Origin of the sequence: Brevibacterium renqingii (assembly GCF_017808095.1) — a bacterium.
GTDB lineage: Bacteria > Actinomycetota > Actinomycetes > Actinomycetales > Brevibacteriaceae > Brevibacterium > Brevibacterium renqingii.
In genome coordinates this window covers 40,912-60,981 of sequence record NZ_JADBHG010000010.1, presented here as the reverse complement: position 1 = coordinate 60,981, position 20,070 = coordinate 40,912, and the positions used below count along the sequence as shown (strand labels likewise).

Here is a 20,070-nt window from a genome sequence, read left to right as displayed (position 1 = left end):
GAACCATTAAACTGACTGCAAATGGACAAATTCAGCCACGAATCCCTCAGTCCGGAACTCATCCACCTACTCGGCCACGATGAGCGGACGCCGGCGCACACCCACGACCTCGGGCATCTGGTGTATCCGGCGACGGGGGTGCTGTCCCTGGTGACCAGTGACGGCTCGTGGATCGCGCCGTCGAATCGCGTCGTCTGGGTGCCTGCGGAGTTCGAGCATCAGCACCGGGCGCATGGGGCTGCGGACATGCGCGTGGTCTTCCTCCCCGAACAGATGGCCGAGGCCCTCGTCGCTCGGCCCGCCGTGTTGGCGACGACCCCGCTGGCCACGGAGGCCATGTTGGCTCTGACGGGCCCGCGGCGCCGGTCGAAGGCGAGCACGGACCGGCTGCGTCTCGTCATCATCGACGAGCTGACGGCCACCGGCGAGCAGCCGCTGCATCTGCCCGAGCCCCATGATGATCGGCTGCTGGCCGTGACGAAGCTCGTCGAGGAGGACCTGGCGAATCCGGTGTCTCTGGCCGAGCTCGGCCATCAGGTCGGAGCGAGCGAGCGGACCCTGTCGCGTCTGTTCCAACGGGAGACCGGAATGACGTTCCGCCAGTGGCGATCGGAGCTGCGAGTCCATCGGGCGCTGCTGCTCCTGGCCGATGGGCTGAGCGTCTACGACACCGCCGCCGAATGCGGTTGGGCCAACCCTGGCTCGTTCATCACCGCCTTCACCTCTCTGGTCGGGATGAGCCCGGGTCGGTACCAGCACTCCCTGCGCGACTGAACCCGGCCCGATATGTAGGCCGACCTCCCACCCTTCGGTTGCCCGACGGGTCTATGCTGGCAGCAGATCCCTCGCATTCATCGAGTTACGGGAGGCTGGCAATGGCCGAAGAAGAGATCGAGATCGAACTGCAGGACACCGGCGAGTTCCTCGCCCTCATCCACACGGCCACCGGCACCGATGAGCTCGTCCTCATGCTTGCCGACGTCGACGACGCCTCCGAGGGGGTCCTGCACAACGATGAGGAGACCGCCCGCGCCGTGGTCGAGTTCATGCTCAGCCATCAGGCGTCGGGCGATCTGCCGGACCGCATCGACATCGTCGACATCACCGCAGCCTACGACGGAGCCGTCGAGTCCATCCGCAAGCTGCGCGACTGAGCCGCGGCCCTGGCCCCACGTCCAGCAGCGGCGTATCGTGCGAGACAGACACGGCTGACGAGCACACGTCAGACGAATCGCACGATGTGAAGAAGATGATGCACATGTCCGACACCCAGCGCCTGAACATCCTGGCAGTCGACGAGGCGGCCTACCAGCCGCTCTACTCACTGGAGAAGTACATCCACCGAGGCAGCCTCGGCGAGGGGCTGCTGTCCCTGATCAAATTGCGTGCTTCCCAGCTCAACGGCTGCGCCTACTGCCTGAATATGCACGCCGGTGAGGCCCGGAAGGCCGAGGTCGATCAGGTCAAGGTCGACGTCCTCGCCGGATGGAAGGAAGCGTCCTCTGTCTACAGCGACCGTGAGCAGGCGGCGCTGCGCATGACCGAGGAGGTCACGCACATCGCCGACGGCGTCTCGGACGAGACCTGGAAGGCCGCCGCTGCCGTCTTCTCCGAACAGGAGATGGTCGAGCTGCTCATGGCGATCTCAGCGATCAACGTCTGGAACCGCCTGGCGGTGAGCACCCACCAGCACCTGGACTGACCTGTCCGGCCCGGCGGTGCCGTCTGTCGGAACGAACCAGGCCGTGGCACCACTGGCCGAGCTTCAGTCCAGCAGGTCGTGGCAGACGATCGACTGTTCGCGGTCGGGACCGACCCCGATGACCGACATGCGACAGCCCGAGAGCTCCTCGAGTGCGGTCACGTACTTCTGCGCGTTGCTCGGCAGGTCCTCGAAGGTCCGAGCGCCGGTGATGTCCTCGCTCCACCCGTCGAAGTACTCGAAGATCGGCTTCGCATGATGGAACTCGGTCTGGGACACCGGCATCTCGTCGACCCTCTGCCCGTCGACCTCGTAGGCGACGCAGACGGGGATCCGGTCGATCCCGGTGAGCACGTCGAGCTTGGTCAGCACATAGTCGGTGAAGCCGTTGACACGTGCGGCGTAGCGGGCGATGACCGCGTCGTACCAGCCGCAGCGGCGCGGACGTCCGGTGTTGACGCCGTACTCGCCGCCGGCTTTCTGCAGGTACTCGCCCATCTCGTCGAAGAGCTCGGTCGGGAACGGTCCGGCGCCGACACGAGTGGTGTAGGCCTTGACGATGCCGACGACGCGGTTGATGCGAGTCGGTCCGATGCCCGAACCCACGCAGGATCCGCCGGCGGTCGGGTTCGAGGAGGTGACGAAGGGGTAGGTGCCGTGGTCGACGTCGAGCATCGTCGCCTGGCCGCCTTCCATGACGACGACCTCGTCGCGGTCGAGGGCCTCGTTGAGCATGAGCTCGGTCTCGGCGACATAGGGCCGCAGCCGTTCGATGAAGGGCTCGAAGTACTCGACGATCTCCTCGACCGACACGGCACGACGGTTGTAGACCTTGACGAGCAGTTCGTTCTTCTGCCGCAGCGAGCCTTCGATCTTCTGCCGCAGGATCGACTCGTCGAAGACGTCCTGGACGCGGATTCCCAACCGTCCGATCTTGTCCATATACGCCGGTCCGATGCCGCGGCCGGTGGTGCCGATGGCCCGCTTGCCGAGGAAGCGCTCGGTCACTTTGTCCAGGGTCTGGTGGTAGGGAGCCACGAGGTGGGCGTTGGCCGAGATGCGCAGCTTCGAGGTGTCGGCCCCACGGGATTCGAGGGCGTCGATCTCCTCGAACAGAGCCTCGAGGTTGACGACGACGCCGTTGCCGATGACCGGGGTGACGTTCGGTGAGAGGATGCCCGCGGGCAGGAGCTTGAGTTCGTACTTCTCTCCGCCGACGACGACCGTGTGGCCTGCGTTGTTCCCACCATTGGGCTTGACCACGTAGTCGACGCTGGTGCCGAGGATGTCGGTGGTCTTACCTTTACCTTCGTCGCCCCACTGAGCGCCGACGACAACGATTGCTGGCATGAGAGTACTTCACCTCGAAGTGAGAGGGGGATGTCATTACGCGCCAAGTCTACTGGGTCACACCGACACGGCCGTCAGCGGGCGAACGGTTTCGCCTCTCCCCGTCCACCGCGGCAATCGACCCTGCCCGCGTCCGCCGAGGCCGTGCGCGCTGCCCTTGTTCGCCGAGGTGGTCGGCCCTATGCTGAGGTCACCCACGTATTCCGTCGTTCGGGCAGGAGCCTTCTGAACGTCGCCGGAGCAGTCGACTTCAGGGCATCACCGCTCGTAGGAGGTTGCTCATGTCCACCACCTCAATGAATGCGACCACGAGTTCTTCGCAGAACCCCTCGCTGCCATTCGCCAGCCGCGCCGATCAGCTCGTCGGATCCGTCATCGACGCCTCCACCACGCTGCTGGCCTCCTATGACCATGACATCGTGAAGTTCGGCATGGGCGCTCCCGCCCCGGACATGCTGCCGGCCAAGGACTTCGCGCGCATCGCGGGGGAAGTCTTCGATCCGGCGAACTTCACCTACGGGGAGACGAAGGGCGAGCCGGTCCTCCTCGATGCGCTGCACGATTACCTCTCCTCAACGAACCAGATCCCCGTCGAGCAGCAGGGGGACCCCGACCGCCTCCTCATCACCTCCGGCGGCATGCAGGGCCTCGACCTCGGGTTCAAGCTCTTCGTCAGTCCCGGCGACCTCGTCGCCTGCGAATCCCCCACCTACACCAACGGTTCGGCCACCGCGATGAGCTACGAGGCGGAGATCCTCGAGATCCCCGTCGACGAGGACGGCATGCAGGTCGAGGCGCTCGAGGACCACGTCGCCCGCACCGGCCGGGCCCCGAAGGTCATCTACACGGTCCCCACCTTCCAGAACCCGGCAGGCGTGACGATGTCCCTGCCGCGACGCGAACGGCTGCTGTCCTTCGCCCACCGCCACCGCTCGGTCATCATCGAGGACAATCCGTACGGCATGCTGCGCTTCTCGGGCGAGTCCCTGCCGGCGCTGAGCGATCTCAGCCCGAACGATCCCCTCATCTTCGGTGTCCGCACGTTCTCGAAGTTCGTCGCTCCCGGGCTGCGACTGGGCTGGATCGACGTCGACCCTGAAGTCCGCGACCTCGCGGTCAACGCGAAACAGACGATGGACACCTGCGCGCCTGTGCCGAACCAGCACCTCGTCGCTCGCTGGCTGTCCGAGGGCGGCGCCGCTTCTCACGTCGAGGGCCTGCGCGCGGCCTACCGCGAGCGCAAGCTGACGATGGCGGCCGGACTCGAACGCCATTTCCCGGGCGAAGTCAGCGCCACCGACCCCGACGGCGGGTTCTTCCTGTGGGTGACCTTCGACGACGAGACGATCAACACCGAGGAGCTCTTGCCCACCGCCCTGGAGGACGGCGTCGCCTACATTCCCGGCCCCGCCTTCTCCCCCGCGGGGAAGTTCTCGAATGCGCTGCGTCTGTGCTTCGCCTCGAACACCCCCGAACGCATCGACGAGGGATTGGAGCGCCTGCGCGGAGCCGTCGGCCGTCACCGGGCATAAGGTGGCTTCCCACCTGGTGAGCGCGCAGATAGGCTGATCGCCTGACCGATTTCCATCAGGAGGAGACGCCCGTGCCGGATCAGCCGTTCACACGAGTGCTCGCATGGCTGCGCGAACCCGAGGTCTCCACCGATCTGCTGCAGATCGGCAAGAGCGTCATCGCCGCCACAGCCGCCTGGTGGCTCTCGGGATACGTACTCGACTCGCAGATGCCGTTCCTCGCTCCGTGGACGGCGCTGCTGACAGTCCACGCCACGGTCCACCGCTCTTTCTCACGCGGAATCCAGACGACGGTGGCCTCGACCATCGGGGTCGGGATCTCCTTCCTCATCGGCAACTTCCTCGGTGTCAGCCTCTGGACCTTCGCCCTGGCGCTGCTCGTGGGACTGGCCGGTGCCCGTCTGAGTTGGATCCGCGACGAGGGCGTCGCCATCGCCACGACCTCGATCTTCATCCTCGGCAGCGGATTCAGCAGTCAGCAGCCCCTCCTCGGCGAGCGCATCGGCGAGCTCGCTCTCGGAGTGGCGATCGGCTTGGCCGTCAACCTCATCGTCATCCCACCGCTGCGGGATCAGCAGGCGGCCCGGTACGTCGACAGCATCAACCGCAGGATGGGCGACGTCCTGTGCAGCATGGGCCGGGAGTTCCGCGAGTCCTGGGACACCGACCAGTCGGACAGCTGGCTGCAGGAGACCCTGTCGATGAGCGAGGAGCTCAACTCCGCCTGGGCGTCCGTGCGCTTCGCGCGGGAGAGCCGGCGGGTCAATCCCCGCGACTACCTCCGAGCACGCCGTTCCGCCTCGCATGGGAGCAGCGGCTCCTCCTCGGCGAAGGTCGGCTATGAGGACATCCTCGAGCGGGTCGACGAGGGCGTGTCCCACCTGCGCAATCTCACGCGCACCCTGTCCGAGGCCTCCTACGGCGAGGGGAAGTGGGATGACCGGTTCCGGGTCGAGTGGGCCGATATCGTCACCGACGCCGGGAAGTCCGTCGCCGATCCCGATGCGGACGTGGCACCGATCCACGATCGACTCAACGAACTCTCGAGCCGGCTCGTGCAGGGCGAGCTGCCCTCGCAGACCTGGCCGCTCTACGGCGCGCTCATCACCAGCGTGCGCCACATCGCTGTCATCGTCGACGACGTCGCCTCCGATCGCGAAGCGCGTGAGGGGGAGAAGCGCTCTCGCCAGAAATGACTCTGAGTCCCAGATGTGCACAATCGCACGTACTCCGGACCCGGGTTTCGGGGGACGCAGCCTGATTTCTCGGCGATAATGGACCTATGCGTATCAGATCGATTTCAACTGTTGCCCTCGCCGGTCTCCTCGCTCTCAGCGGATGCTCCGGCTCCGCCTCGGACGACTCCGAGCAGCCCCAGAGCGAAGACACGCAGTCCCAGAGCCCGGAGGCCGCCGAGGAGACCCCCAGCGAGCAGGCCCCGCCCGAGGACTCGGACGAGAACGAGGACTCGGACGATTCGTCCGATCAGGAGAAGGACTCCGAGTCCGCCGACGACTCCGCGGACTCGAAGCTGACTCTCGACACCGGTGAGAAGACCGTCACGATCGAACCCACCGATGTCTACTGCTCCGGGGAACCGGGCAGCCTCCAGCACATCATCGGCAAGACGGACAACGAACTGCCGCTGGTCAAGGCCGAGGGCACAGACTTCGTCATGGCCAAGATCGGTCAGGGCCGCCCCTTTAAGGCCAACAACCCCAAGGGCGTCGACGTCGGCGACGAGAGCGTGACCTTCGACGGGACCAAGCTCGGCTCGGCCACGCTCGACGGAACCATGACCTGCACCGACTGGGAGGACTGAGACAGCTCCCACACACTGCGCGCCGCGACCTCGAACTCCTCGAGGTCGCGGCGCGCAGTGCATTCGGCGCTCATTCCATGCTCATGCCCTTGGCCGGGGCGATCCGCGACATGGTCCGAGCCGGAATCGCCGAGGCGAGCACGGCGGCCAGCACCGCGGCCACTCCGATCAGCCCGAGCTGCAGCGGCGGCACCGACAGCACCGGGTCGGTCGCGTCCGGGGTGATCGAGGCGGTGCCCACCCAGCCGAAGAACGTTCCCACCGCGGTTCCGACGACCAGGGCGATGACCGTCATCAGCAGCGATTCGACCGTGATCATCCGCGACATCGACCGTCGTGTGAACCCGAGTGCGCGCAGCAGCGCTCCCTCTCGCCGCCGGTCGATGACCGAGAGCGTCAGCGTGTTGCTCACGCCGATCACCGCGATGATCACCGCCGCCGCCAGGAGACCGAGCACCACCGTGAGCGCGACCTGGAACATCGAGGCGTACTCCGCCCGGTTGAGTGCCGGTTCCGCATCGGAGTCGACGCCGATCCCGTCGAGTTCCGAGGTCAGCGCCTCGATCTGAGAGCTCGAGGCGTCATCGGCGATCTTCACCCAGGTCTGCTCCGCCACGGCGTCGCCTGCGGCCTGTTCGACGGTCTTCGCATCAGCACCGCTGACGAGCGCCGTGCCGGCCGGGACGTCCCGTGAGCCGACGGCCTCGAGCTTAAGCGTCTCACCGCCGACCGCCACGGTCACGGGCTTGCCGTCGATGTCGGAGGTGAGACCGTCGACACCGAGCTCGTCCGGGGAGATGAGCACCGTCCCCTGCTCGGCCTCGTAGCCGCCGCTGCGCACGACGGGGGAATCCCCCGCCTCGGCGGCGCTGGCGATCGTGAGGTCGTGCGAGCCCTCGGAGCCCTCAATGCTCACCGAGGCGGCCGTGGCAGGAACTTCCACTCGGTCCTCGACCACGGTCGAGTCGTCGAGGACCGTATCGACGTCGTGTCCGCTGTCGGCGACGACGAGGTCGACGGGAGTGTCCTCGGCGGTGGCGAGTTCGAGGGTGCGCTGCAGGCTCGCCGAACCGACGACCACGGCTGTGACCAGGGTGATCCCGATGAGCAGGGCACCCGTCGTCGAGGCGGTCCGTCCGCCGGCGGTGCTCGCCGAGCGTCCGGCCAGTTTGACCGTGGGCGAGCGCCTGGTGACCAGGGCGATCATCCGGGCGAGCAGGGCCACGAGCGGCGGCACGAAGACCCTGGCTCCGATGAGGAGTGCGACGAAGAGGCCGAAGCAGCCGAGGATGCCGAAGAGCACGGACTGCGAGCTCGCCCCGAGCAGGCACAGGGCGATTCCGGCGATGCCGAGGACGAGCGCGATGCTCGTGCGGATCCACCGGAAGCGGGGAGCCGCGGCGGGCACGTCGACGGGACGCAGCGCCTCGATGGGCGAGACGCGGGAGGACCGCAGCGCGGGGATGAGTCCGGCGGCGACCGTGACGAGGATGCCGACGGCCGGCCCGGCCACGAGGGCCAGAGGTGTCAGGGACATCTGTGCGAACTCGGGCATCCAGAACGCGCGGGCGGCGGCCGCGAGTCCCCAGCCGAGCAGGAGTCCGAGCCCGACGCCGATCACGGAGCCGATCACCCCGAGGCTGAGGCTCTCGATCACCGCGGCACCGCGCACCTGCCGTTTGGAGGCGCCGACGGCGCGGACGAGCGCGAGCACTCGGGTGCGGGAGGCGACGAGGACGTTGAACGTGTTCGAGATGACGAGCGCGGCGACTCCGGCGGCCAGCAGCCCGAAGGCCAGGCCGACCGTGTTGAGGACGTTCGTGGAATCCGACATCGCTTCGAGCTGTGCGTCGACGACCTGGTCGACGGTCTGGACGGTGAGCGCGTCCTTCTCCCCCGCCTCGGCGACGACTGCGCGGACCTCCTCGGCGAGTTCGGCTCGATCGGTTCCGTTCGCGGCGACGACGCGCACGGAATCGGCTGTGAGTTCGCTCGGCACCGTCTGCAGGCCCGAATCGGTGAGGTAGAGGGCCAGCGCCGAGGCGGACGAGCCCGGCATGATGCCGGAGACCGTGTACGTCCGCTCCTTCGAACCGCTGCCGCCGGCGCCGTTGAACGCCTTCATGGTCAGCTCATCGCCGACGCCGACGTCGAGGGTCGTCGCATCGGCTTCGTGGAGCATGAGCTCGTCGTCCGAGCCCGGCGCCGAGCCCGCGATCGTCTCGTCCTGGTTCTGCGGGACGTTCGTGGGCATGGCCGAGACGGTGGCACCGCCCGCGGCCACCGAGACGAAGCCGGTTTCGGTCAGCTGCGCGCTCTCGGCGCCGTCGACACCGGCCACGGACTTAGCCAGGGACTCGGTCAGGGGCGAGTCGCCGGAGGCGCTCGGATCGGATTGGGAGGCGGTGACCGCGACGTCGGCGCCCGCCCATTGGGCGCGCACCTGATCGCGGAGGGTGTCGCCGAAGGCCTGCGAGAACAGGAGCGCGGCGACGATGAAGGCCACGGACACGGCGATCGCGATCGTCGCTGCGAAGAGCCGACCGGAGGCGCTGCGGAGATTGGACCAGGCGATGCGGATCATCGTCCACCCCCTGCGTGTGAGACGCCGGAGTGCGAAGCTCCTGCGCGCGAAGTTCCGGCGGCCGCGGCACCGGTGGTCGCGGTGACGTTCATCAGTGCGGTGGCCACGGATTCGGGATCCGGGTCGATCAGCTCTCCGGCGAGGCGGCCGTCGGCGAGGAGCACGACCCGATCGGCGCGAGCGGCGGCACGCGGGTCGTGGGTGACCATGACGACGGTCTGTCCGAGTTCGTCGACGGAGGAGCGCAGGATGCTCAGCACCTCTTCGCCGGAGTTCGAATCTAGGTTGCCGGTGGGTTCGTCGGCGACGATGACGTCCGGCTGCGAGACGAGGGCACGGGCGACGGCGACGCGCTGCTGCTGGCCTCCGGAGAGCTCGTGCGGGCGATGGTGGAGCCGTTCGCTCAGCCCGAGGAGGTCGACCATGCGGCGGAAGACGCGCCGATCCGTCTTCTTCCCCGCCAGCTGCGAGGGCAGGAGGATGTTCTCCTCCGCATCCATCGCGGGCACGAGGTTGAAGGACTGGAAGACGAAGCCGATGCGGTCGCGGCGCAGCGCGGTGAGCTTGCGGTCGCTGAGTCCCGACAGCGCGGTCCCACCGATGATGACCTCGCCCGAATCAGGGGTGTCGAGGCCGGCGAGCATATTCAGCAGCGTCGACTTGCCCGAACCGGAGGGCCCCATGATGGCGGTGAAGCGTCCGGCCTCGATGTCGAGGCTGAGGTCATCGAGGGGGCGGACCATGGCGTCGCCGTCTCCGTAGGTCTTGCGCAGTCCGATGGCGCGGATTGCCGGGGCCGGCGCGGTGGCCGGACCGGAGGACGGATGGGAGTCTGCATGTGATGAGTTCATGCCTCCAGTCTCGTCGCTGCGGGCGGAGGAGGCATCGGACCGGAGGATGGTCTTCGCGGGCGGCCGCGGTCGCCTCGGCGGCCTCGAGTCATACCAGGGGATGACAGCGGGCCGACAGGCTCAGACGCTGAGGGTGCCTGCCCTCGGGATCTGGGCCCCTGCCTCAGTGCCCGCCGACGAGTCCGGCTTCGTAGGCGAGCACGACGGCTTGGACGCGGTCGCGGGCCTGGAGCTTCATGAGGATGCGTCCGACGTGGGTCTTGACCGTCGGCTGGGCGAGGAAGAGGCGCTGCCCGATCTCCGTGTTGCTCAGTCCCTGCGCGATGAGCACGAGCACTTCCCGCTCGCGCGGGGTCAGCGAGTCGAGGCGACGGGCCGCGGCATCGTCGAGCAGGCTCGGCTGCGTTGGCGCCGCTTCGGCTTTCGGTGCCGCTTCGCCCGGCCCGCCGCCTGCCGCGTGATCGGTGCCCCGTCCGCCGGCGCCGAGGCGGGGCAGCAGTTCGTTGTCGAGCAGGCGCCTGGTGGTCGTGGGGGCGATGACGGCTCCCCCGTCGATGACGGTGCGGATCGAGTCGAGGAGCATCTCGGGGAGGGTGTCCTTGAGGAGGAAGCCGGAGGCTCCGGCCCGCAGGGCGTGCAGAGCGTACTCGTCATCGTCGAAGGTCGTGAGCACGATGATCTTCGGGGTGCGGATCCGACCGCTGTCGGCGAGCGCGAGGATCCGCTCGGTCGCCTCGATCCCGTCGACGCGGGGCATGCGCACGTCCATGAGCACGACATCGGGCTGTTCGCGGCCGACGATGTCGATGCCGGCCGCCCCGTCGCCGGCCTGACCGGCCACGTGCATATCGGGTTGGGAGTCGATGACCATGGCGAAGCCGGCCCGCACGAGGGCCTGGTCGTCGACGAGGACGACGCGCAGGGTGTCGGGATCCGCTGCCTGCTCGGTCATCGCCTGCCCCCGTTCTCGTCGCCCGGCGTCGTCGTGCCCGGCAGCGCCGTGCCCGGCAACGTCGTGCCGGACGTCGTGCCGAGCGCGGTCGCGCCTGTGGCGTTCGCCCCCGCTTCCCCGGCATTATCCGTGCCTGCCGCGCCGACGTCGTTCGCACCTTCGTCGTCGGGGTCCTTCCCATTCGCCTCGGCACCGCGTTTGAGAGGGAACCGGGCCTCGACGAGGAACCCGGTCGCGGTCCCGAAGGCACTGCCTGGCATATTGCCCGAGGTGAACGCGGGCTCGGCCCCCGAGACACAGGAGGCGCCGGACGTTCCGGCCGAACCGGGAGCATCGGGGGAATCGGAGATCCCCGTCGAGTGGATCGTCCGCGCGCTCAACGTGCCTCCGTAGAGGGCTGCCCGCTCCTTCATGCCGATGATCCCGTGGCCGTGGGCGCGTTCGTTTCCGGCGCGGTCCTTCTCCGGCGCCTCCCCGGCCCCGTCGTCGCTGATGCGGATCACGAGCTCACGGCCTTCGACCTGCAGGCTGACATGTCCGCGCGCGCTGCTGCCGGCGTGCTTGAGCACATTCGTCAGCGCCTCCTGCACGATCCGGTACACCGCGAGCGCCGCCCCGTCGGGCAGCTGCTCCTCGTCGAAGCCGGAGATCCCCGAAGTCGAGACCGGCAGACCTGCCGAACGGACATCGGCGATGAGCGATTCGATGTCGCCGATGCCCGGCAGCGGAGCCTTGGACCGGCTGTCGTCCTCGTCCGAGCGGAGGAAGCCGAGCAGTGAGCGGGTCTGGGCGAGGGCTTCGCGTCCCGTCTGGGAGATCGTCTCGAGGACGCCGACGGCCGCGCTCGGATCGGTCTTGGCGACATAGCGGCCGCCGTCGGCCTGGGCGATGACGACGGAGAGCGAATGGGCGATGACATCGTGCATCTCCCGGGCGATGCGCATGCGCTCGGCATCGGCGGCCAGGCGGGTCTCGGATTCGCGTTCGCGTTCGAGGAGGCGGTTGCGCTCCCGGACGCCTTCGATCTCACGCCGCCTGCGAAAGACGACCCCGCCGAGCAGCCAGGCGATGAGGACGATCGCCGCACACAGGGCGACCATCGTGGCGAGCAGCAGGTACTCGCCGGCCTGCAATGGCCGCGAATCGGGCCCGATCGTGGCCTGCAGCGATACGAGATACAGCCACCCGCCGAGCAGCAGCGCTCCGACGAGGCCGAACACGAGCACGATGCGGCCGTGGGCCCGGGTGCCGAAGGCCGTCGTCGAATAGATGGTCAGCGGCACGGCCACGATCCCGAGGTTCGGGCCGATCATCGTGATCACGCTGAGCAGGCAGCCGACTGCGATGACGGTCGAACTCATCAGCGGTCTTATGCGGCGCAGGGCCAAGGGGACCGTTTGGAGCAGGGCGATGAGGACGTGGATGGGCACCGGCAGGGAGGACAGGTCGCTGGCCTCGGCGGTAGCGAGTTCGGTGCTCACACCGATGAAGGTGACCGGCAGCGCCCAGACGATGGAGTCGAAGATCCAGGGACGGGAGGCGAGGAAGATGCGCAGGCGCTCCAGCCGGTCGGGTTCGGCTCGTGCGGGATCTGGCAGGCTCCTCGGGGTCTCGGACGGTCGATCGCTCATGTGCTTCATGCTAGTGCGCGCCCCGGCGACGGTGCATCATACCGAGGGCTGACCCCGACGGTGCTGCGGCTGTCCCCGGCGATGCTGAGAGTCTGCCTCGACCGGGCTGAGCCTGAGCAGCGACGCCAAGCGATATGACACAATGACTCACGACGCATGATCGCATGCGCCGCGGCGGTGGGGCTCGCCGTACCCAACCTCGGGTTCCCGTTCACGGTCCTCGACAACAGTCCCTACCTCAGTCGGCACCGGCATGCCCGAAAGGTAGGAGAGAACATGCATCGTCCCACCCACCTGCGCGCTTCCTTCCTCGGTCTCGCCTTCGTCGGCGGCATCGGCGGCACCGCGGCCCGTGAGGCGATCAGCCTCGCCGTGCCCGCGGTCAACGGCATTCCGGTCGCGATCTTCGCCATCAACGTCCTCGGCGCCTTCCTCCTCGGCCTCCTCCTCGAAGCCCTCGCCCGCAGCGGACCCGACGAAGGCGTGCGGAGGACGATGCGCATCCTCATCGGCACCGGCTTCATGGGCGGTTTCACCACCTACAGCGCCCTGGCCGCGGATGCGGCACAGCTGCTCGGCCGAGGCGCCGCGGCAGCGGGGATCGGCTATGGCCTGGCCACGGTCGTCCTCGGCGGTCTGACCACCTGGGCCGGCATCGCCGTCGGAGCCGCCACGCACCGCCGACCGGGGGCGCAGCAGGTGCCCGTCGATCCCGACCTCGCCGAGGCGGCTCCCGAGCCCCGGAACGGAGGACAGCGATGACGTGGATCGTGTTCTCAGGCATCGCCGTCGCCGGCGGCTTCGGCGCGGCCGTCCGCATGCTGCTCGACGGACTCATCAAGGCCCGCCTGGCCGGAGCCGTGCCGTGGGGGACGATCCTCATCAACGTCTCGGGCTCGCTCGCCCTCGGCTTCCTCACCGGACTCACCGCGCATCACCTGCTGCCGGAGGCCTGGCATCTCGTCATCGGCACGGGATTCCTCGGCGGCTATACGACCTTCTCGACCGCCAGTGTGGAGACGGTGCGGCTGGTGCAGGAGCGCAGATGGGCGGCCAGCCTGGTCAACGCCCTCGGCCCGCTCGTGCTCGCCACCGGTGCCGCGGGTCTGGGCCTGTGGCTCGGCGGGATGGTGTGAGACCGGGGATGAGAGAACTCTCATCGCCGCGGCGCTGAAACTCTCCCGCCCCTCGTCCATACTGGGGGCATGAGGCGCTACGGTTGGATTCTCGGCATCGGCGCCGTCCTGCTCTGCGTCCTCGCCTGGATCGTCGTCGGGAAGTCGCTGGCCGATGATGAGACGAAGCTCGGTCCCCCGATCGTCATCCCCTCGGCCACCTCGACGACGGCGCCGCAGAGCGAACCGACGCTCGAAGAGTCCCGCGCCCCGAAGTCGCCGAGCTCTCCCCCGCCCGGATCCGCGGACGGCGATGCCACCGGCGCTGAACGCATCGCCCCGGCCCCGCCGCGCCATGCCGGAGACGACGAGCGCGACGATGATCGCGACGATGACGATCATGACTCCGATGATGCCGACCGCGACGACGCGGACGACGACCGCGACGATGACGACCGTCACGACGCCTACGATGAAGACGACGACCACGACGATCATGACGACGCGGAGGATGACGACGAGGACGACGATGACGACTGATCAGCGCCGCGGCGTGACCGCCCGCACGCGCATCCTCGCATGGATCATGCTCGTGCTCACGATCGCGGTCTTCGTCATCGTCCTCTCGACCGCCCGGGCCGAGCTGTCCCGGGTGAGGATCCAGGCCGATGCTGAGCTGCAGCACGAAGTCGACAAGTTCCGCGACTTCGCCTCGAAGCCCGACCCCACCCACGGTCGCCCCTACGCTTCGGTGCAGAAGCTCATGACCAGCCACCTGCAGACCAACCTGCCCGAGCAGTCCGAGACCTTCTTCAGCATCATCGACGGCAAGGAGGACCAGCGCAGCGTCGACAATCCCCCGGTCCGTCTCGACAAGGATCCCGGATTCGTCGCCGAGGCCGCGAAGGTGACCACGCCGCAGACCGGCGAGCTGAGCACCGACTCCGGGCGGGTCGCCTATGCGGTCATGCCCGTCGAGGTCGAAGGACAGTCCCAGACGGCGCAGCTGGTCATCGTCGAATTCCTCGCCGGACAGTACGAGGAGGCGTGGGCGACGATCTGGACGATGACCGGGATCGCGGTCATCGCCCTCATCGCCGCGGGATTCTTCGGCTGGCTCGTGGCCGGCCGCGTCCTCGCTCCGATCCGCGAACTCAGCGAGACCGCCTCGGGAATCGGCGAGGACGACCTCACCCGGAGGATCGAGGTCACGGGCAACGATGACGTCGCCCACCTCGGCGACACCTTCAACCGGATGCTCGACCGGCTCGAATCCGCCTTCGACGGGCAGCGGCAGTTCCTCGACGACGCCGGTCACGAGCTGCGCACGCCGATCACGGTCGTGCGCGGACACCTCGACGTCATGGGCGACGATCCCGAGGACCGGCGGCACACGCTCGAACTCGTCGGCGACGAGCTCAAACGCATGTCCCGCCTCGTCGACGAGCTCATCATGCTCGCCCGCAGCGAGCGCCCCGATTTCCTCGTCCTCGCCGAGGCGGACCTCACCGACCTCGTGCTCGAGAGCTTCTCGAAGGCGAGCGCACTGGCCCCGCGCCGGTGGATCATCGACACAACCCCTGAGGCGTTCGGCGTCGTCGACGAACAGCGGCTGACGCAGGCGCTGCTGCAGCTGGCGGCCAACAGCGTCGACTACACCGACGAGTCCGACACCATCGCCTTCGGCGGCCGGATCGCAGACGAGGATTCCGAGAGGATGATCGAGCTGTGGGTCCGCGATACGGGCACCGGCGTCGCCGCCGAGGATCAGAGCCGGATCTTCGAACGCTTCGCCCGCTCGAAGAAGACCAGGCACGGTCGCCAGGGCACGGGCCTGGGGCTGACGATCGTCGACCGCATCGCCAAGGCCCACGGCGGCTCCGTCACCGTCAGCTCCGTCGAGGGCGAAGGGGCGACGTTCCTGCTGCGACTGCCCTGGCACCGGGAAGAAGGAGAGACCAGTTGACCCGCATACTCATCGTCGAGGACGAGGACCGCATCGCCTCCTTCGTGGCCAAGGGGCTGCGGGCCGAGGGGTTCTCCCCCGATGTCGTCGAGGACGGCCACGAGGCGATCGAGCTCGTGCGCACCGGCCGCTACGACCTCGTCGTCCTCGACCTCGGCCTGCCCGGCCTCGACGGCTTCAGCGTGCTGCGGATGATCCGCAGCGAACGCCATGAGCTGCCCGTCATCATCCTCACCGCCCGGGAGTCGATCGAGGACACCGTCGCCGGACTGTCGAGCGGCGCCGATGACTATATGCGCAAGCCGTTCGCCTTCGATGAGCTCCTCGCCCGCATCCGGCTGCGCCTGCGCGCCGCCGACCCGCAGGAGGCGACGGTGCTGCGGGCCGGCGACATCGCCCTCGACGTCCGCACCCGCCGTGCCCATATCGGGGACACCACCGTCGAGCTCAGCTCCCGCGAATTCACCCTCCTCGAGGTCTTCGTCAAACACCCCGACCAGGTCCTCAGCCGCGCTCAGCTGCTCAGCCGGGTGTGGGGCCTCGACTTCGATCCCGGCTCGAATGTCGTCGACGTCTACGTGCGCTATCTGCGGGAGAAGCTCGGCCATGAGACCTTCGAGACCGTCCGCGGTGCCGGCTATCGGCTCCGGGTGACGAAGATGTGAAAGCTCTCATCTTCACCTCATCGTGGTCTTAACCTCGCCCACCAGAGTGGATGGTGAACGTCAAAAGGAGGAACCATGCCATTCGCCATCGCCGTGGGCACCGATCTGGTCGCCATCGTCGTACTCGCCTACGTCCTGTACTTCCGCCGTCACCGTCGGCGCGATCTGCTGCTGTCCTATGTCGCGCTCAACATCGGAGTCGTCGCGGTCACCTCGGCGTTGGGATCGGTCGAGGTCGGCGTCGGGCTGGGCATGGGTCTGTTCGGCATCCTCTCGATCATCCGTCTGCGCTCGGACCAGATCACGCAGCAGGAGATCGCCTACTACTTCACGGCCCTGGCGCTCGGCCTGCTCGCCGGACTCCACCCGGAGCCGATGTGGCTGACCCCCGTGCTCTCCGCGCTCGTCATCCTGGCCATCGCGGTCCTCGACAGCCCGCTCATCGCCGCCTCGACGCACCGTCACACCCTGACCCTCGACCGCGCGATCACAGATCGGGACGCGCTGATGGCGCACCTGACCGAGATGTTCGCCGCCGACACCGTCCGCGTCGAGGTCCTCGACATCGACCTCGTCCGCGACACGACGCTCGTCGACGTCCGCTACCGGGCCAATCCCCGCCGCCGCTCCGGTGCCGCCGAGGCCGCGCAGCCCGGCAGCCGCGCCGCTGCCGACCATATGCCGGGAATGCTCGACACCGAGGCCCGATGATGCGGGACGCCACCATCGCCGAGGCGGTCCCCGACGAGGGCATGAACCCCGCCCTGACAGGTGGGCCGGCGATCGCCGACAGCGCCGAGGCCGCCACCGCGAGCGGGCTCGCCCTCGAGACGCAGCTGCAGCGGCTGGCACCGATCTCGCTCGACGAGATCAACGCGCAGGCGAGGCTGATGACCCGAGTCGATCGGAAGTACTTCCTTCCGCGCGGGCTCTTCATCGATCTGCTCGCGGCGACCCGGGACGATTTCCGTGTCCTCGAGATCGGCGGCAAGCACCGCTTCGAGTACCGCACCACCTATTTCGATACGCCCGATTTCCGGTTCTACCGCGACCATGTCCAGGAGCGTCGGCACCGGTTCAAGGTCCGCACCCGCACCTATGTCGATACGGGGACCTGTCATCTCGAGGTGAAGTCGAAGGGCTACCGCGGTCAGACGGTCAAGGAGCGCATCGCCCATCCCATCGAGTCTCCGCTGACGCTCACGCCCGGGGACCGGGAGTTCATCGACTCCGTCCTCGACGGGGCACCGGCTGACGCTGACGGTCGTGGCTCAGCCGGCCGCAGAGCGAGCGCCGGCCGCAGTGCGAGCGTCGACCGCAGAGCGAGCGCCCGTGGCCGGCTGCGGGCCGCGGACCTCGAACCCGTCGTCGAGACCGTCTACGACCGCATCACCCTCTGCCATGCGGACCAGCGTCTGACCTGTGATCTCGACATCCGCGCGATCAGCGGCGATGAGCAGCACGCCGGGCCGAGCGACGTCCTCGTCGAGACCAAGTCCCCCGGTGGCGGCGGGATCTGGGACGGTCTGCTCAAGCAGGTCGGCGTCCGGCCGCACAAGGTGAGCAAGTACTGCGTCTCGGCCGCACTGCTCTACCCGCAGCTGCCGAGCAACCCCTGGGAGAGGACGATCCGCCGGTACTTCCGGTGAGGTCGGCCCTGCTGAGCCGGAGCCCCGGCACCGTCGTGCGCGGACGCTCAGGAGTGCGTGTATTCCGACCGGGGCTGTGTCTTCTTCCGCCCGCGGGCGAGGTCGACCAGTCCGATGATTCCGGCGAAGACGATGACGAGCGCGATGAACCCGAAGCCTGCGACGATGGCCGCGCCGTAGCCGGCCATCGGCTGGACGATGAAGAAGACTGCGGTGACGATCGCGATGCCGATGGCCGTGCCCACGCGCTGTCCGGTCTGCATCACGCCGCCGGAGCTTCCCGCGTAGTCGACGGGCACCTCGGCGAGGGTGAGCGTCTGGTTCGGGCTGATCGCCATGCCCTGCCCGAGACCGGTGATCCCGAGCGTGAGGAGCAGCCACCAGATGCTGATGCCCCAGGCCTCATGGGCCAGCACCAGGAGCGCCGAGGCGACGACCCCGGCCAGGCCGATTCCGACCCCGAGGACGACCATCTTGCGTCCGAAGGTGAGCACGACGCGGCCGGCCGCCTGCGCGGCGAGGGCCGAGAGCAGCGCCGAGGGCAGACCGACGAGGCCCGCATGGAGGGCGGAGAACCCGAGGCCGTTCTGCAGGTAGAGGGCCACGATGACCCAGATGCCGGGCATGCCGACGAAGTACATGGACGTCAGCGATGCCCCGTAGGCGAAGCTGCGGGTCCGGAACAGCTGCATGTCGACCATCGGCGATCTGCCTCGGCGGGAGTAGCGGTTCTCCCACCGCACCCACAGCCAGATGACGACGGCGCCGACCGGGACGAGCGCGTAGATCCAGGCCCCTGCGCTGCGTTCGAGGAAGGGCAGCATGATCAGCAGCGTGCCCACGGCGAGCAGGACGAGTCCGACCGGATCGAAGTCGGCGCGCTGCCGGTCGTGCGGCTCAGTGCCGGGCTCGGGCTCAGTGTCGGACTCGGGCTCAGTGTCGGACTCGGAGTCGGTGCCGACCCAGGCGCTCTTCGGGAGCCAGAACCGGCCGAGGATGATCGCTGCCAGGGCGATCGGCACGTTGATGAGGAACGCCGAACGCCATCCCCACTCCTCGCCGAGCACGGCGATGAGCCCGCCGCCGAGGACGGGCCCGATGCCCACGGAGACGCCGACGATCGTGCCGAACATCCCGAAGGCGCGACCGCGCACCTTGCCGTGGAAGTACTGTTGGAGCATCCCCACGCCCTGGGGGCTGAGCAGACCGGAGCCGAGGCCCATGACGACGCGGGCGATGTTGAGCACGAGCGGATCCGGGGACAGCCCGGAGATGAGGGAGCCGAGGGCGAAGACGCTGACGCCGATGATGAAGAGGCGGCCCCGACCGAAGAGATCGCCGGCGCGCCCGGCTGCGACGAGGAGCACGCCGAAGGCGAGCGTATAGCCCGAGAGCACCCATTGGATCGCCGAGTTCGACGCCCCGATCGAGCGCTGCATGTCAGGGAGGATGACATTGACGATCGAGACGCTCAGCAGCGACATGAACATCGGGACGAGCATCACCGCAAGGATCTTGCGCTGCTCGGCGGTCATGACCGTCTCGGAAGTATCACTCATTCGTATTGTTCTACTCCCCCGCGCTCACAAGCACAATCGGTGACCGTGGTGCGATTGCTCACGCACCTCGAGGGCTGCTTCTCCTTATCAACTGCAAACGGCCCTGTCTGCGACAGAAAGCCCTGTTCGCAACCAGTGCTTTCTGTCGCAGACAGGGCCGCAAGGAAGCCGTCCCGTCAGAGCGGGCCTACTCCCCCTTGCCGATCGCCTCGGCGGCGGTCGGGTCCGACGAGCGCAGGAACTCCTCGATGCGGGCGGCTTCCTCACCCTCGCCGATGGCGCCGGCGGCCCGGCCGAGCGCGTAGAGGGCGCGGAGGAATCCGCGGTTGACCTCGTGCGAGTACGGGATCGGCCCGGCCCCGCGCCAGCCGGCGGCGCGCAGAGCGTCGAGACCGCGGTGGTAGCCGACGCGGGCGTAGGCATAGGCGTCGACGAGACGGCCCTCCTTGTGCGCCTCATCGGCGAGCTCGGCCCAGGCCAGCGACGAGGCGGGGAGGGCGGCGACGACGTCGACGGGCTCCTCGCCGGCGTCGATGCGCGTCTTGGCCTCCACGTCCGGGTGGTCGTCGGGCAGGTAGGTCGGCTGCGGCCCGAGCTGGCTCGCGTCCAGGTCGCCGATGTGCGATGGGCTGCCGATGGGCTGGGTCATTGCTTCTCCTTCTTGATCAGTTCCTTCCTGATCAGTATCGTCA

At 68.1% G+C, this 20,070-nt stretch carries 20 protein-coding genes; 13 read left to right on the top strand and 7 right to left on the bottom strand.

Going from position 1 to position 20,070, the window contains the following annotated elements:
* The first annotated feature begins 21 nt into the window (after window positions 1-21).
* The 3 genes from IIE29_RS15485 (at window position 22) to IIE29_RS15475 (ending at window position 1,702) form a co-directional block, all read left to right on the top strand.
* Window positions 22-774 (top strand): helix-turn-helix transcriptional regulator, encoded by a 753-nt coding sequence (locus IIE29_RS15485; RefSeq protein WP_209326202.1) that lies wholly within the window; start codon window positions 22-24, stop codon window positions 772-774.
* A gap of 101 nt (window positions 775-875) precedes the next feature.
* Window positions 876-1,154 carry a hypothetical protein gene (locus tag IIE29_RS15480; protein WP_209326201.1) on the top strand — a complete coding sequence of 93 codons (279 nt, stop codon included), beginning with the start codon at window positions 876-878 and terminating at the stop codon, window positions 1,152-1,154.
* A 104-nt stretch (window positions 1,155-1,258) separates the two neighbouring features.
* On the top strand, window positions 1,259-1,702 hold the full coding sequence (locus IIE29_RS15475) for a carboxymuconolactone decarboxylase family protein (protein ID WP_209326200.1): 444 nt from the start codon (window positions 1,259-1,261) through the stop codon (window positions 1,700-1,702).
* Window positions 1,703-1,765: 63 nt separating this feature from the next.
* Here IIE29_RS15475 and IIE29_RS15470 read toward each other — a convergent pair whose 3' ends face one another.
* A complete protein-coding gene (locus tag IIE29_RS15470; RefSeq protein ID WP_209326199.1) occupies window positions 1,766-3,052 on the bottom strand; it encodes an adenylosuccinate synthase in 1,287 nt (428 codons plus the stop codon).
* A gap of 281 nt (window positions 3,053-3,333) precedes the next feature.
* On the opposite strand from IIE29_RS15470, the gene IIE29_RS15465 reads away from it, so the two are divergent.
* The 3 genes from IIE29_RS15465 (at window position 3,334) to IIE29_RS15455 (ending at window position 6,406) form a co-directional block, all read left to right on the top strand.
* Entirely contained in the window at window positions 3,334-4,584 is a 1,251-nt protein-coding gene (locus IIE29_RS15465) for an aminotransferase-like domain-containing protein (RefSeq protein ID WP_209326198.1), read from the top strand.
* Between the two features lie 71 nt (window positions 4,585-4,655).
* Entirely contained in the window at window positions 4,656-5,780 is a 1,125-nt protein-coding gene (locus tag IIE29_RS15460; RefSeq protein ID WP_343071930.1) for an FUSC family protein, read from the top strand.
* Between the two features lie 86 nt (window positions 5,781-5,866).
* Window positions 5,867-6,406 (top strand): hypothetical protein, encoded by a 540-nt coding sequence (locus tag IIE29_RS15455; protein ID WP_209326197.1) that lies wholly within the window; start codon window positions 5,867-5,869, stop codon window positions 6,404-6,406.
* 70 nt (window positions 6,407-6,476) lie between these two features.
* Here the strand turns inward: IIE29_RS15455 and IIE29_RS15450 are convergent, their stop codons facing one another.
* From IIE29_RS15450 to IIE29_RS15435, 4 genes are all read right to left on the bottom strand, one after another.
* Window positions 6,477-8,990: an ABC transporter permease gene (locus IIE29_RS15450; protein WP_209326196.1), complete on the bottom strand. Its 2,514-nt coding sequence runs from the start codon at window positions 8,988-8,990 to the stop codon at window positions 6,477-6,479.
* Window positions 8,987-9,841, bottom strand: a complete 855-nt coding sequence (locus IIE29_RS15445) for an ABC transporter ATP-binding protein (protein WP_209326195.1) — start codon at window positions 9,839-9,841, stop codon at window positions 8,987-8,989. Before IIE29_RS15445 ends, IIE29_RS15450 begins: the two co-directional genes overlap by 4 nt.
* 163 nt (window positions 9,842-10,004) lie before the next feature.
* Window positions 10,005-10,793 carry a response regulator gene (locus tag IIE29_RS15440; protein ID WP_209326194.1) on the bottom strand — a complete coding sequence of 263 codons (789 nt, stop codon included), beginning with the start codon at window positions 10,791-10,793 and terminating at the stop codon, window positions 10,005-10,007.
* Entirely contained in the window at window positions 10,790-12,424 is a 1,635-nt protein-coding gene (locus IIE29_RS15435) for a sensor histidine kinase (RefSeq protein ID WP_209326193.1), read from the bottom strand. The genes IIE29_RS15440 and IIE29_RS15435 overlap by 4 nt, the downstream gene beginning before the upstream one ends.
* Window positions 12,425-12,580: 156 nt before the next feature.
* On the opposite strand from IIE29_RS15435, the gene IIE29_RS15430 reads away from it, so the two are divergent.
* The 7 genes from IIE29_RS15430 (at window position 12,581) to IIE29_RS15400 (ending at window position 17,819) form a co-directional block, all read left to right on the top strand.
* Window positions 12,581-13,186: a fluoride efflux transporter FluC gene (locus tag IIE29_RS15430; RefSeq protein WP_246475990.1), complete on the top strand. Its 606-nt coding sequence runs from the start codon at window positions 12,581-12,583 to the stop codon at window positions 13,184-13,186.
* Window positions 13,183-13,560 carry a fluoride efflux transporter CrcB gene (gene crcB / locus IIE29_RS15425; protein WP_209326192.1) on the top strand — a complete coding sequence of 126 codons (378 nt, stop codon included), beginning with the start codon at window positions 13,183-13,185 and terminating at the stop codon, window positions 13,558-13,560. Before IIE29_RS15430 ends, crcB begins: the two co-directional genes overlap by 4 nt.
* Window positions 13,561-13,629: 69 nt before the next feature.
* Entirely contained in the window at window positions 13,630-14,079 is a 450-nt protein-coding gene (locus tag IIE29_RS15420; RefSeq protein WP_209326191.1) for a hypothetical protein, read from the top strand.
* Complete coding sequence (locus IIE29_RS15415) at window positions 14,069-15,505, top strand: sensor histidine kinase (protein WP_209326190.1); 1,437 nt, start codon at window positions 14,069-14,071, stop codon at window positions 15,503-15,505. The genes IIE29_RS15420 and IIE29_RS15415 overlap by 11 nt, the downstream gene beginning before the upstream one ends.
* Window positions 15,502-16,170 (top strand): response regulator transcription factor, encoded by a 669-nt coding sequence (locus tag IIE29_RS15410; protein ID WP_209326189.1) that lies wholly within the window; start codon window positions 15,502-15,504, stop codon window positions 16,168-16,170. The genes IIE29_RS15415 and IIE29_RS15410 overlap by 4 nt, the downstream gene beginning before the upstream one ends.
* Window positions 16,171-16,245: 75 nt before the next feature.
* Window positions 16,246-16,881 carry a DUF4956 domain-containing protein gene (locus tag IIE29_RS15405; protein ID WP_209326188.1) on the top strand — a complete coding sequence of 212 codons (636 nt, stop codon included), beginning with the start codon at window positions 16,246-16,248 and terminating at the stop codon, window positions 16,879-16,881.
* Window positions 16,878-17,819 (top strand): polyphosphate polymerase domain-containing protein, encoded by a 942-nt coding sequence (locus IIE29_RS15400; RefSeq protein WP_209326187.1) that lies wholly within the window; start codon window positions 16,878-16,880, stop codon window positions 17,817-17,819. Before IIE29_RS15405 ends, IIE29_RS15400 begins: the two co-directional genes overlap by 4 nt.
* 47 nt (window positions 17,820-17,866) lie before the next feature.
* Here the strand turns inward: IIE29_RS15400 and IIE29_RS15395 are convergent, their stop codons facing one another.
* Both IIE29_RS15395 and IIE29_RS15390 read right to left on the bottom strand, forming a co-directional pair.
* Entirely contained in the window at window positions 17,867-19,378 is a 1,512-nt protein-coding gene (locus tag IIE29_RS15395) for an MFS transporter (protein ID WP_209326186.1), read from the bottom strand.
* Between the two features lie 187 nt (window positions 19,379-19,565).
* Window positions 19,566-20,027: a DUF3151 domain-containing protein gene (locus tag IIE29_RS15390; RefSeq protein WP_209326185.1), complete on the bottom strand. Its 462-nt coding sequence runs from the start codon at window positions 20,025-20,027 to the stop codon at window positions 19,566-19,568.
* Window positions 20,028-20,070: the final 43 nt, after the last annotated feature.